Genomic DNA, 21,806 nt, shown 5'->3' with positions numbered 1-21,806 from the left:
GCAGGGCGATGAGCGGACCGCGACACGTGCTGGTGATCGGGGCCCAGTGCCCCGCACTCGGCCTGCTCGACGAACTGGAGCAGGCCGCCCGCGCCCTGCACGACACCCTCACCACCCCGTGGGCAGGCGCCTGCGAGAAGGACCAGCCGCACGGCCCGACCCTGCTGTACGGCCCCGAACTCACCCAGGCGCGCATCGAGAAGGCCGTCCGGCAGGCCGGCCTCGCCGCCGCCGGCGCGGGCGCGGTCCTCGTCCTCGCCCTCCTCGGCCACGGCATGGCCGCCGGAACCCGGCTGTACTTCATGGCGGGCGACTCCCGCGCCGAGGAGCCGCTCACCGCCGTGGACGTCGGCTCGCTCCTCACCGGGCTCCTCGACACCCCCGGCCTCGGCGGGGTCGTCACCCTCGTCGACACCTGCCACGCGGGCAACGCCCTGCCGGACCTCAAGTCGCTCGCCGGCGGCATCCGGCGCGGTGACAGCCGGCTCTCCCTGCTCATGGGCTCCGGCGCCGACGAGGAGGCGTACGAGCTCCGCTTCAGCCGCACCCTCGTCAAGGTGCTCCATGCAGGCGTCGCCGACGCGGGCGAGACCCTCTCCCCGGCGGCCGTCGTCCACGCCGTACGGGAGGACGGCGGCGCCCTCGGCCAGGCCGTCCTCCACGCCGACTACGACGGCGCCCAGTTCGCCGAGGGCCGGCTGTGGCTCGCCCACAACGCCCGGCACGCCACGCCCCGCCCCGACTCGCTCCTCGGCCCCGTGGGCCGCGCCGCACTCGACCGGGCACTCCAGCCGCTGAACAGCACGCCGCCCCGGCCGCCCGACGGCACGCCCCAGCCTCACGCCTGCGCCCCCACCCCCGACCGCATCGCCCACCCCCGCGACCTGGACGCCCTGCACGGACGCCTGGCGACCCTCCCGTACCCCCAACAGGCCTGGGCGCGGGGCGTCGTGGCCGCCCTCCAGGACGCCGTACGCACCCTCGCCCTGCTCGGCGACTGGCCCGGCGCCGACCTGACCACCGGACTGCTGCGCCGCGCCCTCTCCGACGCGTGCCCCGCCCCCCTCGCCCCACTGCCCCACTCCTCCGGCACCGAACTCCTGCGCGACGCCGTCGAGTACCTGCTGCTCCGGGCCCCGCGCGCCGGACAGCGCCGCACCGCGCCGCTCGCCGCCTTCGTCGCCGTACTGGCCCGGGAGACCCACGTCGACCCGCGCAACCACGCCCTGCGCGGCTGGGCGGCCGACGTCGACGCCGCCATCGACCTCAACGACGCCTTCGAAGGACTCGCCGACCGGAACCGGGAGATGCGACTGCGGCTCGTCGTCAGCCTGCACTCCGCCGTCGGCGACGACTGGCCCGAATCACTCGCGGCCTGGCTGCTCGACGGCGGCACCGTACGCCACCGCGAGGAGTTCCCCTGCGCCCAGGACCGGACCGGGGCCGAACGCGCGCTCTCCCTCGTCCTGCGCTGGGCGTCACGGCACGCCGACGCGCTCGACACCCCGCTGCGCCGGGTCGAGATCGCCGCCCCCGCCCCACTGCTCGCCACCTGGCGCCCGGAGGAGACCGACTTCGGCATGCGCCTCGGCGCCCTGCACGACGTGGTGCTGCGCTGGAGCGACCGGATCCAGCCGCCCGAGCACCTGTGGTGGATCAACGACCAGGCCCGCCGGACCCTGAAGGCCATGGCGAGCCACGCCGACGGCAGCCGCGTCGACTGGATCGGCGAGTCCGACACCCGCCGGGTGGACGAACTCCACGAACGGCTGCGGCGGGACGCGCCCCGCACCCGCGCCGTCGCCCTGGAGCACCGGCCCGCGCACCTCAAGGACATGATGGAGACCCTCCTGGCCTCCTCGCCCATCGTGCTGTGGCCCGACGACACCGCCCACACCACCCCCGTACCCGCTCCGGTACGACGTTCCGTGGACACCTACTGGCATCTGCTGCCCGCGGAGTTCAGCCGCGCGTACCGGGAGAAGTGGAGCGCACGGGCCGAGCCGGACGAGGAGTGCGCGGGCGCGGACGGCGACGGCGGGCTGCGCCATCTCGCGGGACTGCGCACGGTGTGGGACGGTCCCGAGTGGCTGGACTTCTGCAAATGGTTCGATCGCGAGTACACCGGTCAGGAACAGTTCTCCCCTGAACGGTTCCCGACGGAGGGGGAGAATCCCGTATGACCTGGCAGCCTTTCTACGTCGGCGACGGCACCGCGCCGGCCGGCGACGAGGACCGCGTCGCACTCCCCCCGGCCCCGCCCTGGCGGGAGTTCCCGCGCCGCTCGCTGCACGAGCAGTTCGTGCCACCGCCCGGCCTCGTCGAAGCCGTCAACGCCGCGCTCGCGCTGCGCCGCCCGCTGCTCGTCACCGGCCCGGCCGGCTCCGGCAAGTCGACCGTGATCGAACAGGTCGCGGCCGAACTGGGCCTCGGCACCGTCCTGCGCTGGCACATCACCTCCCGCAGCAACCTGACCGAGGCCCTCTACCGTTACGACGCCCTCGGCCGCATCCACGCCCAGCGCCTCAAGGCTCACCACGGCGCCGACGACATCGCGCCCTTCCTGCGCATGGGCCCGCTCGGCACCGCGCTGCTGCCGACCGGCCGGCCCCGGGCGCTGCTCATCGACGAGATCGACAAGAGCGACCTCGACCTGCCCAGCGACCTGCTCGACGTCCTGGAGCGCGGCGAGTTCGAGATCCCCGAACTGGCCCGCTACGGAACCGACGTGGTCGACGTACGGGAGTGGCAGGGCGACGAGCACCACGCGGTACGGCGCGGCCGCGTCCAGTGCACCGAGTTCCCGTTCATCGTGATGACCAGCAACGGCGAACGCGACTTCCCCGCCGCCTTCCTGCGCCGCTGCGTCCGCTTCACCATGCCGCTGCCGACCCCCGAGACGCTGCTGCGGATCGTCGAGGCCCACATGGGCGCCGACACCGCCCGCACCCCCGAGGCCGGCCGGCTGCTCACCGTGTTCCTGGAGCGGCTCACGGCGGGCGAGAGCCTCGCCGTCGACCAGCTGCTCAACGCCGTCCACCTGCTCGCCGGGGCCGGCGCGCCGGACGAGAACCGGCGGCAGGCCATCGAGGACCTGATCCTGCGCGAGCTCTCGCATGCCTGATCCGCTGCCCGGGCTGCTCTCCGCGCTGCGCGACGCCGTCCCCGACCTGGACGGCACCGCGCTCGCGGAGGCGCTCTGGCTGGCCGCCCACATGGCCGAGGAGCAGGCCGCCGCGGGCGACAGGCCCGCACCGCAGCCGTCCGCCTCCGCCTCCGCCGGCGGGGCGGCCGACCGGCCTGAGCGACCGGACACGCCGTCGCGAGCTAAGGAACCCGAGGCCGCGCGGGCCACCCCCGGCCCGGCCACGGGACCCACGGGCCCCGGCGCCACCACCCCCTCCGCCCGGCCCCTGCACGAACGCCTCCCCGGCAGTGGCAACCGGGTGCGCGGCCACGCCGTCGCCGCACCCCGCGCGCCGGGCCTGCCGCGCGCCCTGGAACTGACCCGCGCCCTGCGGCCCTGGAAGCGGCGCTGGCCCCGCGGCCGCCGTGCCGAACTCGACATCGAGGCGACCGTCGACGGCTACGCCCGCAGCGGCGAGCTGATCCCGGTCCTGTCGGCGGCGCCCGAGCGCTGGTTCGACCTCGCCCTCGTCGTCGACCGCTCACCCGGCATGCGCGTATGGCGGGAGACCATCGCCGAGTTCACCGGCGTCCTCGACCGGCTCGGCGCCTTCCGCACCCTCCAGGTCCACGACCTCACCTTCGACGGGGCGGGCGAGCCGAGGGTCCCCGGGCAGCTGCGCTCCGCCGACGGACGCCGGCTCGTCGTCGTGGTCTCCGACTGCATGGCCGACGCCTGGCGGCGCCCCGAGGTGTGGCACCTGCTCCGCGACTGGGCCGGAGCCCACCCGACCGCCGTCCTCAACCCATTGCCCACCAAGCTCTGGCGGCGCGGTGGCCTCAACCTGCCCACGGCCCGCTTCTCCCCGGCCGCGCCCGGCACCCACCGCAGCCGCGTCCCCGTCGAACCCCCGCCCCTGCTCGACCCGATGGGCCCGGACGAGGACGGCGACTGGCTGCCCGTCCCCGTCCTGTCCCTGACCCCGCACTCCCTCGCCCGCTGGTCACACACCCTCATGCGCGGCGCCCCCGAAGGGTGCACCGCCGTCCTCGTGCCCCCGACCGGCCGCACCACCAGCCCCAACCGGCCCCCGGCGACCCCACTGCCACCCGCCGCGCTCGCCCGGAACCTCCTGCGCACCGCCTCCCCGCGCGCCGCCCGGCTCGCCGTGCTCTGCTCCCCGTTCGACCGCCTCAGCCTGCGGCTCCTGCACCTCGTCCGCGAACAGCTGGTCCCCGAGGCCACCGTCGCGGACGTCGCCGAGGTCGTCACCAGCGGGGTGTTCCGCCTGGAGGAACACGGCACCGGGGGCGCAGTGGAACTCCTGCTTCCGCCCGACGCCCAGGCCGTCCTCCGCGAGCACCTCCCCGCCCACGAACTGTGGGCCGTGCACCAGGAGCTCGACCGCTACGTCGCCACCCACGGCGCAGGCCCCGCCCGCCTCCCCTCCGTGGCGCACGACGGGCAGGGCCCGCACGACCTGGCGGCGGAGAAGGAGGCCTTCGCCAGGGCGTCCCGGCGCACGCTGGAGCTGCTGGGCTTCGCGGAGCCGGAGGAGGAGCCGGGGCCCGTGGACGCGGAAGGGGAGCCTGGGCTGCCGCCGGCGCCGGAGCCGTTCGTCGGGCACGGGGAGACCGTGGAGGAGCTGGTCCGGGACCTGACGGCGGGAATGGCCCGCCTCGTCTGCCTCACCGCACCCGGCGGCGTTCCGGGCGCCGGCCGCACGGCCCTGGCCCTGCACGTCGCCCACCGCGTACGGGAGCACTTCCCCGACGGCGTGCTGTACGTGCCGCTGCGCGGCTCCACCCGGGATCCGGTGCCACCGGAGGCGGCACTGTGCGGGGTGCTGCGCGACCTGGGGGCGGCGGACACCGGGACCACGGACGAGGGGCGGACGGCGGACGTGCTCCAGCACGAACTGCGCCGCACCCTGGCAGGGCGGCGGGTGCTCCTGGTCCTCGACGACCTCGGCACCCCGGAGCAGATCCGCATCCTCGGGACCGAGCCGCCCGAGGGGTGCGCCGTCCTGCTCACCGCGCGGGAACAGCCGTACGGACTGCGCGGCTCCGGCCGCGTCGAGCTGCCGCCGCTGGCCGGCGCGGACGCGGTCCGGCTGCTGGCCGCGAGCACCGGCCCCGACCCCGAAGGCCGATTCGACCACGCCGTGGTCGGCTCGGGCAGGTGGTGGCCGCTCACCCTGAGGGTCCTGGGCGGCGCGCTCGCCTCACCGGACGCCACGGCGTTCCTGCCGGACCGTCTGCCGACCCGGTCGAGAACCGGTCAACCCCCCATGGATCCACGGGCGTTGTTGCGGCACCGGCTCGCGCACCTCTCCGGGGGCCTCGACACCGACCTCGTCCGCCTCGCCGTGGCGACCGCGGGGGAGTGCACCCTGCAGGAGGCCATGGCCGTCCTGGACCGGGACGCCACCGAAGCCGCCGCACGGCTCGACGTCCTCGTCAGGGCGGGGCTCCTGGAGCGCTCGGGACAGGAGCGCTACGCGTTCCAGGCCGCCGTGCACGCCGAGGTGGAGAGCCTGTCCGGATTCGACTCGCGAAGGACCGTGGCCCGCGAGCGCATCGCCCGCTTCCGGCGCGCCGCCGCCGCGGCGCTCTGCGAAGAGCGCAGCCCCGGCACCGCCCTGCCCGTCCTGCTCGGCGCGGAGGCCACGCCCGCGCCACAGCCGGAGGTATGGATCCCCAACGCGCTCGTGCCCTCCGGGAGGGGGGCCGGCGGGATGACGGCGGACACCCTGCTCCTCCTCCATCACACCGCCACGTCCCCGCTCTACCGCGCGCGCTTCGGACAGGCCGCCCGCTCGCTGATCGACGGCCGGGCCCTGTACGCCGACACGGCGTGGATCCGGGCCGTGGTCGCGCTGGCGCACGCCCAGGAGGCATCCGGGCGCCCGGACGGCGCCTGGGACACCCTGCGCCAGGCGAGCAGCTCCCAGCTCCAGAGCGACCCGGCCACCCGCGGCCTGACCGCCTCGCTGCTCGCCCGGCTGACCTTCACGAGGCAGTCGAGGCAGTCGGGCGGGGCGCGCGCGGCGCTCTCCTGGGCCGAGGAGGCACTGCGCCACCTCGACGTGGGCGCCACCGCCCTCAGCCCCGAGACCGGCGACGCCCTCCGCCTCCTCGAACAGGCCCTCGCCGCATCCGACGCCCCCGACCAACTGCTCGCCGCCCAGCGCAGGCTGCGCGCCCATCTCCGTCACCGCGGCCTGCACGCAGAAGAGGGCCGGGTCCTCATCCGCCTGGCAGAGACCCTGCTCCTCCTGGACCTTCCGGCCGACGCGGAGTCGGCGGCACGGCGTGCGGTCAGCATCATCGACGGCGTCGGAGACGAGCGTGGCCGGCACGAGGCCTCCCGGGTACTCGCCACGGCACAGGCGGCGCAGGCACCCCAGCCGGCGGAACCCCAGGGCCTCCCCGGCCGGAGGACCATCATCGCGGTGGAGTCCTCCGCCCAGGCGGAGCGCCTCACGGCGGCGGCGAAGGCCCTTCTCGCGGTGAGCGCGCTGCTCCGGCCGGACGGATGGCAGATCCGGGCCCTGGAGGACTGCCTCCTCCTGCTCGTCGACCCCGCCGTGCCCGTCGACCGGCTGCTGGAGGAGCTGGTCGACGGACTGCCGGTCAGACTGGATGCCGCAGGCGAACACACCACGCTTCGACTGGCCGTGCACAGCGGTCCGGTCCGCGTCGGACGCGAGGACCCGTCCCCAGGACTGGGCGTCGAATACACCCGCACCATGCTGCGCTCCGCCGAGTTCCGCAGGGTGTCAGAGAACTACCCGCGCGCCGCCACACTGTGCGTGTCTCCCGAGGTGTACGAGGGCCTGCCCGACGCCCTGAACCAGCGCTACACCGCGCGAGAGGTGCGCAGCCAGGACGGCGCGGAGGTCTGCGTGATCCTCACCCCACGCGTCGACCTGTCCGCCTTCGACACCCAACTGCTCGCCCTGGCACGGGTGTTCAACGAACTCGACCCCGACGGCCGGCGCATGGCGCGGATCCTGCGGGACTGCCTCGACGCGGCACTCGACGCGCGGACCACAGGACGGTTCGACCTGGCGTACCTGCGCCTGGAGGAACATGCGCGGCTCCCCCACGCGTTGGGGAGCGCGCTGCGAGGCTCCTTCCCCTTCGAGGCAGGCCGGGCGACGGACCTGGTATGGCAACGGCCGCAAGGAGCTGTGCCGTTCGACCTGACCTTCACCGTCCAAGGCCCGCGCTGGAGATTCGCCTGGCGACCTCCCGGCGCCGTCCACCTCTTCGTGTACGCGGACGACGCGAGCGCCTGCTGGTCCGCCGGCCTGATCCGGCTGCGCCCCGAACTGCTCGCTCCGGGTACGAGCCGCCACGGCTCCGCCACCCTCACCGCCGAAGCCCGGCGCACCGCCGTCCTCTGGCTCCACCGCGACGCGCCCCTCCCCGAGAACGTCCTCCTGCGCCTCGACCCCGCCACCCGCGACACCGTCCTCTCCCGCCCCGACGACGTCACCCGCGTCTGCGAACTCTTCCGCCAGGTCCGCCTCCGTCCCGTCCCCGCCTCGGCCCTGCGCCCCCTGATCCGCGCGCAGGACCCGGACCGCACCGTCCGCCTCGCGGCCGTCGCCCTCCGCGAGGACGGCCTGCTCCTCCTGACCGGCAACGCCCGCGGCCGGGACGCGGCCGAAACCCTGCGCCTACCGGTGCCGGAGCCCGGCGAATACCTCTGCGCCCCCCTGGTCCGCCGCCGCTCGGACCACGGCGCCCGCCCCTCGATCGTCGCCGACGGCGCCGCCTGGGTCCTGGCCCGCGAGGACGACGAACCCGCCCCGCTCCCCGAGGGGTTCCCCGGCCTGCGCCGAAGCCGCTGAGGAAGCGCGAAGGCGCATCGGCCCCAAGGCCGTCCAGGAGGCATTCGGGGCTCCGGTGACCGAAAGAGGCCCGGGCGGTCGGCATACTCGGAACCATGACTCTCCACACGTCCCGCGAAGCCCTGACCGTACCCGCCGCCCCCGAGACCGCCGCCTGTGCCGCGGCTCTCGAAGTCGCCACCGCCTACTGCACCCCGGCCCTCCTGAACCACTCGGTACGGTCCTACGTGTGGGCCTCCGCCTACGCTGCGGACCGGGGCATCGAGCACGACGCCGAGCTGCTGTACGTGGCGGCGCTGCTCCACGACATAGGGCTGGCTCCCGAGTTCGACAGCCACACCGTCGCCTTCGACGAGGCCGGAGGGCACGTGGCCTGGGTGTTCGGCGCCGGGGCAGGGTGGCCGGCGGAGCGCCGGCAGCGACTGTCCGAGGTCATCGTGCGACACATGTGGGACTCGGTGGACGTACGGGAAGACCCCGAGGGCCATCTGCTGGAGCGGGCCACCGCTGTGGACATCTCGGGGCGGAACGCGGACGACTTCACCGCCGGGTTCCGCGCGGAGGTCCTGGCCAGGTACCCCCGCGAGGGCCTCGCGGAGGAGTTCCTGGCCTGCTTCCGCGACCAGGCGGCCCGCAAGCCGGAGAGTTCCCCGGCGGCGTCCGTACGGGGTGGTCTCGCCGAGCGCATCCTGGCGAACCCGCACCCGCTGGACAGCTGAACGGACCTGACGGCTTCCGGGCCACCTTCCGGACCAAGCCGGGCCCACGGTGTCCGGCTTGATCCGGAAGGGCGGTGAATTCAGTCGTACCGTGACTGTCCATGCCAGCGTGAGAGCGGACCAGCGGCACACCGCCGGCCGCTTCCGGCTCTGACGGGCGGGCCGCGACCGTCAACCCGGGCCCGCAGGCTCGCCTGGGTCCGCAGGGCCGCCCCCGTGCGTCGCAACGGCCCGGGGGCCGGCGCACCGACCGCGCCCGGCATGACAAGCTGTGCTGGCCCACCCCCGAACCACAGGAGGTCACCATGACCGCAGAGCCCGTACCTACGGAAGGTTCGGAGTCGGCCGACCCCGAGACGTCCCCTCTGGCGCCGGACAGCGACGGCAACTACGACCTCAAGCGCAAGTTCCGTGAGGCCCTGGCGCGCAAGCGCGGTGCGCAGGCGGACGCGGCCGATGCCGGCGCCAACCCGGATGCGTCGAAGGTGCGCGCGGCGCACGGCCCGGCTGCGAGCCAGCGGTCGTTCAGGCGTAAGAGCGGCGGCTGAGTCGAACCACCCGACAGCCGGTCGGTAACCCCGATCAGGATTCACGAGGTGGATCCGGGCTCAGCGAGGCGGCGGCCACCCCTCCATCATGCTGTAGCGCGGTCGCCCTTCGCGTTCGAAATCGGGGATCGCAGGGGACTCTGGCGGTCGACGTCGTGGCCGTTACGGAGAAGTCAAGGTGTCGCCCACGGCCAGGGCTCCGATGACGAGGCCGTTCCGAGTATCGTCCGCCGGTCACCAGCCCTGCCTCGGTGCGCCGTCGGGCGACCTGCCCCCGGTGGCCGTCGCCGAGATCGGCCTCTTCAACGCGGTCGTACCGGCGGACGAACTCCTCGACGCCGCACGGGACCTGGCCGACCGGATCACCCGGCACACGCCGACGGCTGCCGCGGGGGAACCCGCCATGGAAGGGGGCCCGCGTCGCTGCCACCGTGGCCACCGCCGGTGTACGGAGTGCTGCGGCGATCGGCCGGCCGGCACGACCACGATTCCGCTGACGAAGTCGTACCCGGCAGGCCCGAAGGCGGGAGGTTGGAAGATCTTCCGGCCGTCACCCCAGCCCGGCACAATCACCCGTATGGCCATCACCACGGGCGCGCCGCTCACGCGCAACACCCCCGCCGCCGTCGCCCTGGGGTTCCTCACGGGTGGTGTGATCGGGGCGTCGCTGGCCGCTCTCGTCGTCGGCGGCATCATCGAGAACGTGCCGCTCTTCGTCACGGGGCTGGTCCTGCCCGTGGTCCACGGCCTGCTCTTCTTCCTCGTCGGCGCACCGCGGCGGGCACGGGAGGCGGCGGTCGCGCCCCGCACCGCGCTCGCGATGGTCGAGAGCCTGGAGGCGGTCGGGGGTGAGGCGACGAGCGACGTGGCGGTGCGGTTCGATCTGACGGTCGCGCCAGACGACGTACCGGCGTACCGCGTCGCGTTCACGCAGAACATCAACCTCGTCGACCTGGCCGACTACCGGCCGGGCGGCGTCGTGGTGGTCCAGTACCCGCCGGACCGGCCGTGGCGGGTGAGGATCGTGAAGCGGCCGACCCCGGAGTGGGAGGAGCGGGCGGTCGGGGCCCGCGTCGACTCCGCGCCCGGCCCGGCCCTGGTGAGCGAGACTCCCGAGGGCTGTGCCGTCGGCTTCGTCACGCTGCTCGCCCTGCTGCTCGCCGCGGTCGGCGTGGTCCTGCTGTTCCGCGCCGACCTGTTCGACCAGAGCGCTTCCGCGCAGCCGCCCTCCGCCGCCGGGCCGTCGGTCTCCTCGTCTTCCTCGTCGTCGACCACGGTGGTGTCGTCGGCGTCCGGCACGGTCACCCTCGGCCCGGAACAGTCGTTCCTCGACAAGGGTGAACTACGCCGGGCCGTCAGCTCGCTCGCCAAGGGCACGGACACGCGCGCGGCGCTCACCGTCGTCGTACAGGAACGCCGGTTGACGGTCGTGTACGCGCCCACCGGCGCGCAGGCCCCGACGTTCGACCCGGATTCCCTGCCCTACGCCGCTTTCCCCGCCCTGGTCAAGGAGGCGAGGAGCAGCCTGGGGGTCGGTTCCCCGCAGACCTGGCAGATCACCGTCGAGCGCCTCACCGGCTCCCTCACCGTCAGGGTCGGTGTGACAGGCACCGAGGGAGCGGCCTCGCTGGAGGCGGACGCGCAGGGCAAGGTGGTGCGGCGCACCCCGGCGCGCTGACGGACGCCGCGTCGGCCGCATCTCACGGAAGAGGGAAGACACATGGGCCTGCAGGGATACCTGGCGCTGTGGTGCGGGGCGTTCGGCACCTTCGCGCTGGTCGGGTACGCCCGGTCGCTGGCCGGGGTGACCCGGGCGCAGCGGGCGGTGAGGGTCACGGGGCGGATCGAGCGGGTGCGGGAGCCCAGGCACGGAAGCTCGCAGCACGACGGGATACCCGTGGTCGTCTCCTTCCAAGACCCCTCCACCGGGCAGGAGTTCACCGTGACGAACGACGGGGAGCACGGGGAGAGGATCACCGCCGCCTGGACGGGCCGGGAGATCGGTGTCCGCTATCCGCGCGGGAGATCGCACGCCTATCACTTCGTCGGTGACCTCTGGGCGGGCCGACGCGGGCTCGGGTGGCCGAACTTCGCGATCTTCCTGATCTACGTCGGGCTGGTGGTCTTCGCCGCGGTCGACTGGGCCTGGCCGTGGGCCCTGATCGGCTTCGGCGGGCCCTGGACCATGTCCGGAGTCTGGTACCTGCCGCAGAACGAACGCGCGGCGAGCCGCCGTATCCATGGGCTGACCTCCCGGCCCCCCGTTCAGGGCCGGGTCATCGCCGTGCTCACGGACACCGGCACCGACGAGGATGGCCACACCAGTACCAGCCACACGCCGGTCATCTCCTTCACCACCCACGAGGGCACCGCCGTCACCGCCTACTGCACCGACGGGCTGCCCGACCCAGCGAACTCCTACGGCCGCAAGGTCACCATCCACTACACGCCCGAAGACCCCGCTGTGTTCACCCCCAATCTCGCGGCGGAACACCGATCCCGCTCCCTCGACACCGCCTTCGGCGTCGTGGCGCTCCTCCTCGGTGTGGTGGCGGTCGTCGTCGGAGCGATGCTGCTGTGACGCCCGACGAGCGCTGCCCGGGTGCCGCGCGGCGACGAGCCGTCGTTCCGCGGGGAAACCGCCCTTGACCCGCAAAAACGCAGGCAGGGAGCCTATGTCCAGGAGTACCTCGATGATGCGTACGATGTTCAAGTCCGAGATGGCCATCCGGCCTAGGCGGTAGCCGCAGCCGAGCGCGCCGCAGTGGTGCGGCTGGGCCGTACACCCCCCCCGCCCAACGAGCACCGGTCATTCGGTGACTCGGACCGCGAGCGCCGGGCGGATCGCGGCCGCGCGGCGGGCCGGGCCGATCGTGGCCAGGAGTGATGCGGCGAAGGTGGCTGCCGCCAGGCCGAAGATACTGGTCCATTCGACCGGGAATCCGCCTTCGAGGCCCTCGAATGCCGCGCTGTTGCTGTACATCAGCCAGGTCGTCAGCACACCGAGCAGGGATCCGAGCACGATTCCCTCGACGGCGACGAAGCTGCTCTCCCAGAGGAAGGACCGCTGGACGGTCCGTGCCCGGAAGCCGAGGGCCCGCAGGATGCCGATGGTGCGTCGGCGTTCGCGTACGGCCCGGACCATGACGACTCCGAGGCCGGTGATGCCCACACCGAGGCCCAGGGCGAGGAAGCCCTGCATGAGGCGGAAGAAGGCGGTGCTGGAGTCGAACTGTTGGCGGATGTCCGTCTCGATGGGTGTAGCGACGAGGCTGGACGAGAGCTGTTCGCCCTGCAGTTGGGCCGCCAGGGCGTCGGGGGAGGTTCCGGGGCTGGTTCGCACGAGTGCGGAGGCGTTCTGTGCCTGGGGGCCGAAGAGCGCGCGCATGCCGTGCTCGCCCATGACGGCGGGGTACGTGGTCGAACTGGCGCCGGTTCCCGGGTAGAAGACCAGTCCGTTGCTGAGGACGCCGGCGATGACCTTCTCTTCGCTGCGGCCCGTCCGGGGGTCCGTCAGGGTGAGGGCGTCGCCGGGGTCGTAGTAGTCGCCGGCCGGGCCGCCTGTGCTGCCGAAGAAGCCGTCGATCACGACGTAGCGGGGGTCGGTCGCGAGTGCCCGCCAGACCGCAGGGTCGTCTGTCAGGCCGGGCAGCCGCTCCCGGAAGGTGATGCCGGTGATCGCCCCGTCCGGCACGCCGACGACCGCGGTGTCCAGCGGTTGAGAGCTGCGGTGTCCCGGATCGCTGGCCCGCCCCGTGGCGTTGAGCAGTGGTGTCACGGCGGCGACCCCGGCGGCCGACGGGCCGTCGCGAAGGGCGGGAATCAGCCGGTCGCCTGCGACATGGGGGTTGTAGTCCAGACGGAGGGAGTATCCGGCGGTGGCGTCGGCGACGACTCCGTCGACTCCGGCGCGCAGAGTGCCCGAGATCTCCGTCAAGAGAACGAGGACGAACACGATCAGCGTGTACATCACCAGCGTCGCGCCGGTCCTGAATCGCTTGGCCAGGGGGTATGCGATCGCGAGCCGGGCTGCCAGGCCGCCTTCCGTCGGGCGCTGGAGGAATCGCCGTACGGGGCGGAGCAGCGTCCTCTGGTTGTCGCTGACCAGCACGACGGCGGAGAAGGCCGACAGGGCGCCCTGGATGACGTACACGGACATCGAGGGCGTGTCGAAGATCCGGGGGCGTATGACTGGCGCCAGAAGCGTCCACGCGAGCACGGCCCCGGCGACCAGGGTGGTGGTCGTGTGCCGGGGGAGGACGCGCAGGAGCGCCGGAGTGGCGAAGGCGAGGGCGAGCGCCGGCATGAGGTACGTGGCGTCGGGCTGGCTGCCTGCCACGGCCGGGACCGCAACGAGAGCGCACAGCACGGCCAGGGTGGTGGAGGCCGCGAGCAGGCGGCGGCGTGGCCCCTGTCCGGGGGTGGCGGGGAGGTCACGGATGGCGGCGATGATGTTGAACCTGCTGATGCGGACGCTGGTCGCGAGGATCGCGGCGAAGGCGATGAGCAGTCCCATCGCCAGTCCGTTGAGGACGCTGGTGGGCGTCATGGCGAACGCGATCCGGATGCTGCTGCCCCCGACAGACCAGCCCTGGAAGATCTGCGCCGCCACCACGGCGACGCCCCAGCCGACGGCCACCCCGATGGCCACGCCCGGCAGCGTCGACAGCAACGCGTAGGTCGCCCCTTCGAGGGTGAAGGACCCGACGAGCCGCGAGCGCTTCATCCCCACGGCTCGCACCATGCCCATCTGGGACCTCCGCTCCTCGCCGAGCATCACGAAGATGTTCACCAGCAGCAGGGCGCCCGCGATGATGCTGAAACTGCCGATCATGAGGAACAGGGCTCCGAGGGAGTCGCCGGCCTGCTTGGCGTCCCGCAGGACCGTGTGCTTCGGCGTCTCGATCGCCGTCTGGCCGGCGAGCGGACCCAGAGCCTCCCGGATGTCGGCGGTCACCCGGTCCGTCAGGGCTTCGCCGCTCTCGACCCCGCCTCGATTGGACACGAAGGTGACGGAACGAGGCTCCGTTCCGGAGACCCGGGCGGCGTGGTCCAGTGCATGCGGTGGCAGGAACACGTCGCGGTTCAGCCTGCCGCCGAGGCCCACACCGGCCAGACCCCGTTCCGGCACCACACGTTCGACCCGGTACGTCTGCGGCGCCCCGAACAGATACACCGTGATCGGATCCCCGGCGCCCACACGCAGGGACCGGGCCAGCGGCTCGTTGACCACGACCTGGCCGGGCTTCGGGTTCGGCCCGCCCAGACCAGAGCCTCCGCCTGGGGAGCCGAAGCGCGATGCGTCGTCGAAGTCCATCTGCCAGGCCAGGACGCGCGGTTCGGCGGCCGTGCGGTCCCCGGCGCGGCTGACGGCCGACGCCTGGGTGGCCTGGGCGTTCAGCACGCCGTCGACGTCGGGGTCGTCGGACAGGGCGGCCAGCCGCTCGGTGACGGCGCGTCCGGTCGGCCCCGGCGGGGCGACGACGCGCTCGTCCACCGGCCCCAGGGTCCGGTACGCCTCCTGCCGTACGGAGAAATTCAGGGTGTCGCCGACGACCAGGGCCCCGATGACGATGGCCGTTCCGAGCATGGATCCGCCGATCACCAGCGCCGCCTCCGTGCGCCGGCGGGCGACCTGCCGGAAGGCCAGCCGTCGTGACACCGGCTGCCGGACGGCGACCAGCACGAGGGCCGCGAGGGCGAGCGCCAAAACGGTGAGCAGGGGGACGAGGAGGTTCGGATACATCGTCAGCCTCACGGGACGTCGGAGTCCGCGCCGGGCGCGGTGACGGCCTGGCGGACGTCGTCGACGAGCTGCCCGTCGCGCATCCGGATCAGCCGGGGAACGCGCGCACCGATGGAGCTGTCATGGGTCACCAGGACGATCGTCTGCCCCTCGTCCTGGTTGAGCTCGCACAGCAGGTCCATGACCTGGTCTGCCATCGCGCTGTCGAGGTTGCCGGTCGGTTCGTCCGCCCAGACGATGGCCGGGCGTCCGGCCAGTGCGCGGGCGATGGTCACCCGCTGTTGTTCACCGCCGGACATCTCGCTCGGCCGGTGCTCGACCCGGTGGCCGAGGCCGACCCGGTCGAGCATGGCCAGTGCCCTGCGGCGTGCCTCACGCGGCTGGGTGCCCACGAGAAGCAGGGGCAGTTCGACGTTCTCCACCGCGGAGAAGACCGGGATGAGGTTGAACGCCTGGAAGACGAAACCCATGGTGCGAGCCCGGTGCTCTGTGCGTGCCGCGTCAGACATCGCGAACAGGTCGTGCCCGTCGACCTCCACCCGGCCGCCGTCGATGTCGTCGAGCCCCGACAGGCAGTTCAGGAGTGTGGTCTTCCCGGAGCCGGACGGCCCCATGACTCCCACCATCTCCCCGTGGCGCACAAGGAGATCCAGGTCGAGCAGCGCAGCGACCTCGACGGAACCCGTCCGGTAGATCTTGCGTACCCCGGTGGCGACGAGGAGTGCCTGGTCGGTGTTCATGCCTTCCATACCAGCGCTCGGAGAGAGCGGCGGCTACGGCAACCCAGGCCCGGGGGAGGGGCCGAAGGGCCCAATCGTGAGGTCACCGCACGGCCCGCTCGTGCGGCTGTGCCACGGCGGTCAGGCATCCGAGATCACCCGGGCGCGTCGCCGGACAGCGGTGGCGGCCAGGGCTCCGGCACCCGTCGCGGTGACGGCGAGGAGGACGAACCCCCACGTGTAGTCGTGCGCGATGCTCACCACCGCTCCCATCACGAGGGGTGGGAAGAAGCCGCCGAGCCCCCCCGCCGCCCCGACCACTCCCGTCACCGAGCCGACTCGCTCGGCCGGAACCAGACGTGCGACCAGCGCGAAGACCGCCCCGGACCCGGCACCCAGGCCGGCGGCCAGGCCGAAGAAGGCCGCTGTTCCCACCGGGACCAGTTCCGCCTCGAATGCTGCGACCAGAGCACACACCGAAACGAGCCCGTACGAAGCGGTCAGCACGGGTACGGGATGGATACGGTCCGACAGCCAGCCGCCCACCGGCCGCATCGCGACGGCGAGCAAGACGAATCCGGCGGTCCGCAGTGCCGCGTCGGAGCGGCCGAGTTCGTAGGCCCGGGTGAGGTAGGCAGGCAGGTAGACGCTGAACGCGACGAACCCGCCGAAGGACACGGCGTACAGGAAGGCCAGCTGCCAGGTGGCGGGGGTACGCATGGCCAGGGCCGTGCGCGAGACCATCGACCCCGTCGCCGTCACGCGCCCCGGACGGTCGCGGAGCAGGAACAGGGCCACCACGGCGTATACGGCGAGGCAGGCGGCCACGAGATCGAAGGGGAAGGCCCGTCCGACGGCGTCGGCGAGCTGGACGGTGGTGAAGGCCGACAGGGCCGTTCCACCGGTGCCGATGCCGAAGATCCCGAGGGCGACGCCCCGCCGTGCGGGTGGATACCAGGCGTTGACGAACGGCACGCCGACGGCGAAGGTCGTTCCCCCGAGCCCGAGGAGGAAGCCCCCTGCGAGTACCTTCGCCAAAGAGTCGGCCAGATGACCCAGATACAGCACAGGGAGGATCGTCAGGGCCGCGACGAGGGGGAAGACTCGGCGTGCCCCCCAGCGATCGGTCAGCGCCCCCGCGGGGATCCGGCCCAGCGCGCCGACCACCACCGGCACCGCGACCACCAGGGACTGCTCGAAGGAGCTGAGGCCGAGGTCGTCCCTGAGCCGTGGGCCGAGGGGAGCCAGCAGCGCCCACGCCCAGAAGCAGAGCGCGAACCCGATGGTGGCGAGGAGAAGCATCTGCCACGGTTGCGGCCTGTTCGCCACCGCCCGGTTCCCCGTGTTCTGGACCATGGTGGCCTCCTCCCGGGAGTGATCCGCATGGGCAGCGTGAGCCCTGCTGTTCTCCACCCTCGGCGACGCCGGATCCCGGCTCCAGGGCCCACCTGCTCCCTTCCACGGCCGACCGGCCCCCCGCCGAGGGCCGGTCGGCCCTGTGCGGGGTGTGCCGGGGCTTCGCACGGTGGGAGTGACGGACGAACCGGAGGCAGGAGCGTCAAGGATCCGGCCCGGTCCCGCCGGTCGGGAGAGACGGGGAGGAGCGCAGCCGGCTCCTGTCCGCCCTGCGTAGCGCGGAACCGTGAACACCATGACCGGCTGGGATGCGGTCGGAGGGACGGCCGGTCACCCTGGGAGCATGACCGGTCGGATGTCCGGGGAGCCGGGCAGACGCCCAGACGCGCTCCGCCTGCTCACTGCACGGCACGGAGGACGCAAGGGGCTGCTGCCGCCCGCGCTGGAGCGCGCCAGGTCGGGCACTGCTCAAGGGCCTGAGGAGTGGGCACCCCAGGTTGCGGAATCAGCCGGACTGCCGGCCGCCGCGGGGCTCGGTCCCGCCACGTACTTCGCCGATCTCGCCGCCCCGCGCGGCGAGCGGCATGTGCGGGTCTGCACTGCGACGGCGTGCTTCGCCGCGCGGGGCGGACGCCATCTGGCGGAAGTCGAAGGGGCTCTCGGAGTGACGGCGGGCACGGTCGACGAGGCGGGTGCGACCTCGCTGCAGACCGTGCACTGCCTCGGCTACTGCTACGCGGGTCCCGCCGCGCTCGACGGCACCCTGCCCCGCACGGGCCCCGACGTGGCCGACCAGCTCGGCGGGCGGACGGAACCGCGCGCGCCGGGCATCCCCGTGGCGGACACCACCGGGGTGCCCGTCCTGCTCACCGGGATCGTGGGAGGGCACTCCGCCTGGGACGTGTGGCGCGAGGCGGTGGCCGGGCGGCGGCCCGAGGACGTACGGGAGGAGGTCACGACCTCGGGACTGCGCGGGCGCGGCGGCGCCGGATTCCCGGTGGCCGACAAATGGGCAGCGGCGGCGGGAAAGCCGGAAACCCTCGTCGTCGCCAACGGGGACGAGGGAGACCCGGGCTCGTACGCCGACCGGCTGCTCATGGAGGAGGACCCCGAGCGCGTCCTCGCGGGACTCGCGCTGGCCTGTTTCGCCTGCGGCGCTCGGCGCGGGATCGTCCTGGTGCGCTCCGAGTACCCGAGGGCCATGGCGCGGCTGCGTCGGGCGGTGGAGAGCGCGACGGCGGCGGGGGACCTGGCCGCCTCGGTCGAGGCGGCCGGTCCGCGGCCGTTCGTCGAGATCGTCGAAGGAGCCGGTTCCTATGTCGCCGGCGAGGAGACCGCCCTCATCGCCCGCCTCGAAGGCGCGCGCGGCTGTGCGCGCCCTCGGCCCCCGTACCCCACGGACCACGGCCTGTGGGACGCACCGACAGTGGTCAACAACGTGGAGACCCTGGCGGCCGTGCCCTGGATCGTCGCCCACGGCGGCACAGCCTACGCACGACGCGGTGTACCGGACGAGACCGGCACCAAACTCGTCTGCCTGTCCGAGCGCTTCGCCAGGCCCGGCGCCTACGAGGTCGAACTCGGAACTCCTGTGGGCGACATCGTCACCCGGTTCGGCGGGGGCCTCAAGGACGGGCGCGAGCTCGTCGCCCTTCAGATCGGCGGCCCCCTTGGCGGCTTCCTCGCCGGAACCGCGCTCGACGTGCCGCTCACCACGGCAGCGCTCGCCGAGCACGGCGCCGCACTCGGTCACGCCGGCATGGTCGCTTTCGACGCCGACACCGATCCGTATGAACTCCTCCGGCACATTTGGGAGTTCGCAGCCGACGAGAGCTGTGGAGCCTGCTCGCCCTGCCGGGTAGGCACTCGGCGAGGATTCGGCCTCGCCCAGGGCCGGGGCGGGCCGGGGGAGTCCTACGAAAGACTGGCGCGCCTGATGGGCGAGGCGAGCCTCTGCGCCTTCGGCCGCCGCGTCCCCGCCGCGGTCCGCAGCCTTTCCCGCGCCTACGGGCCGGCCCTGGAAGGATGGGACCGATGACCCGGCTCCAGGTCGACGGCGTGCCCGTCCAACTGCCCGCCGGGGCCTCACTGCTCGACGCGGTACGAGCCATCGGGGCCGAACTGCCCGCCCTCTGCCACGACGACCGCCTCCGGCCGGCCGGCTCCTGCCGGACCTGTCTGGTCCGCGCCGACGGGCGAACCGTCGCCGCCTGCGTCACGCCCGCGACGCCGGACATAGACGTCGACACACTCGACGAGGACGTGCGGAACCTGCGCCGCGACGCGGTCGGCCTGATCGCCTCGGCGCTCCCGCCTCACGCGCTCGCTGACAGTTCGCACAGTGAACTGGCCGAGGCGTGCCGAGCCTTGGGAATCCCCGCGGACACGGCGGCCGCCGACCCCACGCGCGGGCGGGACGAGAGCCACCCGTACGTCCATCTCGACCGCGACCTGTGCATCGCATGCGGGCGCTGCGTCCGGATGTGCTCCGACGTCCAGGGCACGTTCGCGCTCACCCTCACCGAACGCGGCCCCGACACGGTCGTCGCCCCGGGCACTGGCGGTCCTTGGGCCGACTCCGACTGCGTCTCCTGCGGCGGCTGCGTCGACACCTGCCCGACCGGCGCGATCACCCAGCCGGGACCCGGTCAGGGCCTCACCTCGCGGCAGGCCCCCGATGACCGCGTGCGCACGACCTGCGGCTACTGCGGAGTCGGCTGCACCCTCGACGTCGTCGTCAGCGAGGACCGCGTCGCCGCCGTGCTGCCCGCCCGGGACGGGCCCGTCAACCGGGGCCACGCGTGCGTCAAGGGCCGCTTCGCGTACGGATATCTCGGCTCTGCCGAACGACTCACCGAGCCCCTGGTTCGCGAGAACGGGGCTCTGAGGTCGGCGAGTTGGGCCGAGGCGGTCGCCCGGGTCGCCGACGGCCTGCGCGCTGCGGTACGTGACGGCGGCCCCGACGCGGTCGCCGCGATCTCCTCCGCCCGTGCCACCAATGAGGAGAACTACCTCCTCCAGAAGTTCCTGCGGACGGTCATCGGCACCAACAACGTCGACAATTGCTCCCGCCTGTGCCACGCCCCTTCCGCCGCAGGACTCACCGCCTCCTTCGGACGCGCCGGCGGCACGGACCCCTTCGACGACGTCGAGACCGCCGACTGTCTCCTGGTCGTCGGCGCCAATCCCGTCGAAGCTCACCCCGTCGTCGGTGCCCGCCTCCTCCAGCGGGCGCTCACGGGCGCGTCCCTGATCGTGGCCGACCCGCGTGCCGTGGGCCTCGCGCACCATGCCGACGTGCACCTTCGTCCGCGCCCTGGTACGAACGTCGCCCTCTTCCACGGCCTCGCCCACGTCCTCGTCGACGAAGGCATGACCGCCCCGGACTTCCTCCGCGAGCGCGCCACCGGACTGGACGAACTCGCCGGCCTGCTGGCCGGCTACCCGCCCGAGCGGGTCGCCGAAATCACCGGCGTCCCCGCCGACGACATCAGGAAGGCCGCCCGGCTCTACGGCCGCGCCGAGCGGCCGGCCGTCCTGTACGGGCTCGGGGTCACCGAGCATCTGCACGGCACCGACGGCGTAAGGACCCTGGCGAACCTCCCGATCCTGCGCGGGTCTGTCGGGGGCACCGGTCACGGGTTCGGCATCAGCCCCCTGCGCGGCCAGAACAACGTGCAGGGCGCTTCCGACATGGGAGCCCTGCCCGATCTGCTCCCGGGCTACGGTCGTGTCACCGACCCGGAGGCCCGCGCTCGCGCTGAGGCGGTGTGGGGCCGGCCGGTCCCCGAGCGGCCAGGTATGCGTATCCCCGAGATGTTCGCGGCGGCTCGCGAGGGCCGGCTGCGGGCGCTGTGGGTCATCGGCGAGGACGTGTGCGCGACCGACCCGGACAGCCGGCGCGTCGCCGAGGCCCTCGACGCCTGCCCGCTCGTCGTCGTCAACGAGCTCTTCCTCGGCGAGACAGCCCACCACGCCGATGTCGTGCTGCCCGTGGCCTCGTGGCTGGAGAAGGACGGGACCTTCGTCAATTTCGATCGCCGCTTCCAGCGCGTACGGCGAGCGGTGGCTCCGCCCGGCACGGCGCGCTCGGACTTCGAGGTCGTGCACGCCGTCGCCGATGCCCTCGGTGCCGACCTGGGCTGCCCCACGCCGGCGGCGGCTCTCGCCGAGTGCGGACGGGTGACACCCCTCTTCGCCGGACTCTCGCACGAGCGGATCGACCGGGAGGGGGCTGTGCCCTGGCCGTGCCGCGCGCCGGACCAGCCGGGCGAACGCACCTTGTACACCCACGAGTTCGCCACACCCGACGGGCGCGCCCACCTGTCTGCGGCCCCCTATCTGCCGCCCGGCGAGGAACCGGACCAGGACTATCCGCTGGTGCTCGTCACGGGGCGCCGATGGGCGCACTACAACTCCGGGAGCATGACCCGGCGCGGTGGCAACCTGCTTCTCGACGCGCACGACCGCCTGGACCTGCACCCCGAGGACGCCGCCCGCTACGGGCTGCGGGACGGCACCCCCGTCACCGTCGAGAGCCGACACGGACAGGCGCGACTCGTCGCCCGCGTCGGGACGGAACTGACTCCCGGGCAGGTCTTCTGCGCGTTCCACTTCCCGGCCGACGGCGTCAACTCCCTCACCTCGGAGCACGCCGACACCGTGACCTCGTGTCCGGAGTACAAGGTCACGGCGGTACGGCTGCGACCGGCGGCGTCCGACGACTGATC

General features: G+C 73.3%; 12 protein-coding genes. 9 read left to right on the top strand and 3 right to left on the bottom strand.

Translation table 11 applies throughout. The annotated features are described in order from the left end of the window. Window positions 1-8: 8 nt before the first annotated feature. The 7 genes from ACIGEZ_RS25995 to ACIGEZ_RS25965 all read left to right on the top strand — a co-directional run bounded on the left by ACIGEZ_RS25995 (window position 9) and on the right by ACIGEZ_RS25965 (window position 11,836). Window positions 9-2,183: a hypothetical protein gene (locus ACIGEZ_RS25995; RefSeq protein WP_399835130.1), complete on the top strand. Its 2,175-nt coding sequence runs from the start codon at window positions 9-11 to the stop codon at window positions 2,181-2,183. After that, complete coding sequence (locus ACIGEZ_RS25990; RefSeq protein WP_399835127.1) at window positions 2,180-3,124, top strand: AAA family ATPase; 945 nt, start codon at window positions 2,180-2,182, stop codon at window positions 3,122-3,124. The genes ACIGEZ_RS25995 and ACIGEZ_RS25990 overlap by 4 nt, the downstream gene beginning before the upstream one ends. Beyond that, complete coding sequence (locus tag ACIGEZ_RS25985) at window positions 3,117-7,988, top strand: NaeI family type II restriction endonuclease (protein WP_399835125.1); 4,872 nt, start codon at window positions 3,117-3,119, stop codon at window positions 7,986-7,988. Before ACIGEZ_RS25990 ends, ACIGEZ_RS25985 begins: the two co-directional genes overlap by 8 nt. A gap of 95 nt (window positions 7,989-8,083) precedes the next feature. Further along, window positions 8,084-8,707, top strand: coding sequence for an HD domain-containing protein (locus ACIGEZ_RS25980; RefSeq protein WP_399835123.1), 624 nt, complete (start codon window positions 8,084-8,086; stop codon window positions 8,705-8,707). A 305-nt stretch (window positions 8,708-9,012) separates the two neighbouring features. Further along, window positions 9,013-9,255, top strand: coding sequence for a DUF5302 domain-containing protein (locus ACIGEZ_RS25975; RefSeq protein WP_399835120.1), 243 nt, complete (start codon window positions 9,013-9,015; stop codon window positions 9,253-9,255). A 577-nt stretch (window positions 9,256-9,832) separates the two neighbouring features. Next, window positions 9,833-10,933 carry a hypothetical protein gene (locus ACIGEZ_RS25970; RefSeq protein ID WP_399835118.1) on the top strand — a complete coding sequence of 367 codons (1,101 nt, stop codon included), beginning with the start codon at window positions 9,833-9,835 and terminating at the stop codon, window positions 10,931-10,933. A gap of 42 nt (window positions 10,934-10,975) precedes the next feature. Continuing rightward, a complete protein-coding gene (locus ACIGEZ_RS25965; protein WP_399835115.1) occupies window positions 10,976-11,836 on the top strand; it encodes a DUF3592 domain-containing protein in 861 nt (286 codons plus the stop codon). Window positions 11,837-12,064: 228 nt separating this feature from the next. Here ACIGEZ_RS25965 and ACIGEZ_RS25960 read toward each other — a convergent pair whose 3' ends face one another. The 3 genes from ACIGEZ_RS25960 to ACIGEZ_RS25950 all read right to left on the bottom strand — a co-directional run bounded on the left by ACIGEZ_RS25960 (window position 12,065) and on the right by ACIGEZ_RS25950 (window position 17,076). Then, window positions 12,065-15,013 carry an ABC transporter permease gene (locus tag ACIGEZ_RS25960; RefSeq protein ID WP_399835112.1) on the bottom strand — a complete coding sequence of 983 codons (2,949 nt, stop codon included), beginning with the start codon at window positions 15,011-15,013 and terminating at the stop codon, window positions 12,065-12,067. Then, window positions 15,010-15,741, bottom strand: coding sequence for an ABC transporter ATP-binding protein (locus tag ACIGEZ_RS25955; protein ID WP_399835109.1), 732 nt, complete (start codon window positions 15,739-15,741; stop codon window positions 15,010-15,012). Before ACIGEZ_RS25955 ends, ACIGEZ_RS25960 begins: the two co-directional genes overlap by 4 nt. Before the next feature lie 120 nt (window positions 15,742-15,861). After that, complete coding sequence (locus tag ACIGEZ_RS25950; RefSeq protein WP_399835107.1) at window positions 15,862-17,076, bottom strand: nitrate/nitrite transporter; 1,215 nt, start codon at window positions 17,074-17,076, stop codon at window positions 15,862-15,864. Between the two features lie 343 nt (window positions 17,077-17,419). Between ACIGEZ_RS25950 and ACIGEZ_RS25945 the strand changes: the two genes are divergently transcribed. Together ACIGEZ_RS25945 and fdhF are read left to right on the top strand one after the other, a co-directional pair. Beyond that, window positions 17,420-19,114: an NAD(P)H-dependent oxidoreductase subunit E gene (locus tag ACIGEZ_RS25945; RefSeq protein ID WP_399835105.1), complete on the top strand. Its 1,695-nt coding sequence runs from the start codon at window positions 17,420-17,422 to the stop codon at window positions 19,112-19,114. Then, complete coding sequence (gene fdhF, locus ACIGEZ_RS25940; RefSeq protein ID WP_399835102.1) at window positions 19,111-21,804, top strand: formate dehydrogenase subunit alpha; 2,694 nt, start codon at window positions 19,111-19,113, stop codon at window positions 21,802-21,804. Before ACIGEZ_RS25945 ends, fdhF begins: the two co-directional genes overlap by 4 nt. The last annotated feature ends 2 nt before the right edge of the window (window positions 21,805-21,806 follow it).

Origin of the sequence: Streptomyces sp. NPDC085481 (genome assembly GCF_044541845.1) — a bacterium.
In the GTDB taxonomy this organism is placed as follows: Bacteria; Actinomycetota; Actinomycetes; order Streptomycetales; family Streptomycetaceae; genus Streptomyces.
The sequence above is the reverse complement of the archived record's forward strand: the minus strand, read 5'-3'. Positions and strand labels throughout refer to the sequence as shown.

Bases quoted from the DNA above. Each gene is read 5' to 3' on its own strand.
- ACIGEZ_RS25980 (WP_399835123.1), top strand. From the start codon at position 8,084: ATGACTCTCCACACGTCCCGCGAAGCCCTGACCGTACCCGCCGCCCCC.
- ACIGEZ_RS25965 (WP_399835115.1), top strand. From the start codon at position 10,976: ATGGGCCTGCAGGGATACCTGGCGCTGTGGTGCGGGGCGTTCGGCACC.
- ACIGEZ_RS25945 (WP_399835105.1), top strand. From the start codon at position 17,420: ATGACCGGTCGGATGTCCGGGGAGCCGGGCAGACGCCCAGACGCGCTC.
- ACIGEZ_RS25995 (WP_399835130.1), top strand. From the start codon at position 9: ATGAGCGGACCGCGACACGTGCTGGTGATCGGGGCCCAGTGCCCCGCA.
- ACIGEZ_RS25975 (WP_399835120.1), top strand. From the start codon at position 9,013: ATGACCGCAGAGCCCGTACCTACGGAAGGTTCGGAGTCGGCCGACCCC.
- ACIGEZ_RS25955 (WP_399835109.1), bottom strand. From the start codon at position 15,741: ATGAACACCGACCAGGCACTCCTCGTCGCCACCGGGGTACGCAAGATC.
- ACIGEZ_RS25950 (WP_399835107.1), bottom strand. From the start codon at position 17,076: ATGGTCCAGAACACGGGGAACCGGGCGGTGGCGAACAGGCCGCAACCG.
- ACIGEZ_RS25990 (WP_399835127.1), top strand. From the start codon at position 2,180: ATGACCTGGCAGCCTTTCTACGTCGGCGACGGCACCGCGCCGGCCGGC.
- fdhF (WP_399835102.1), top strand. From the start codon at position 19,111: ATGACCCGGCTCCAGGTCGACGGCGTGCCCGTCCAACTGCCCGCCGGG.
- ACIGEZ_RS25970 (WP_399835118.1), top strand. From the start codon at position 9,833: ATGGCCATCACCACGGGCGCGCCGCTCACGCGCAACACCCCCGCCGCC.
- ACIGEZ_RS25985 (WP_399835125.1), top strand. From the start codon at position 3,117: ATGCCTGATCCGCTGCCCGGGCTGCTCTCCGCGCTGCGCGACGCCGTC.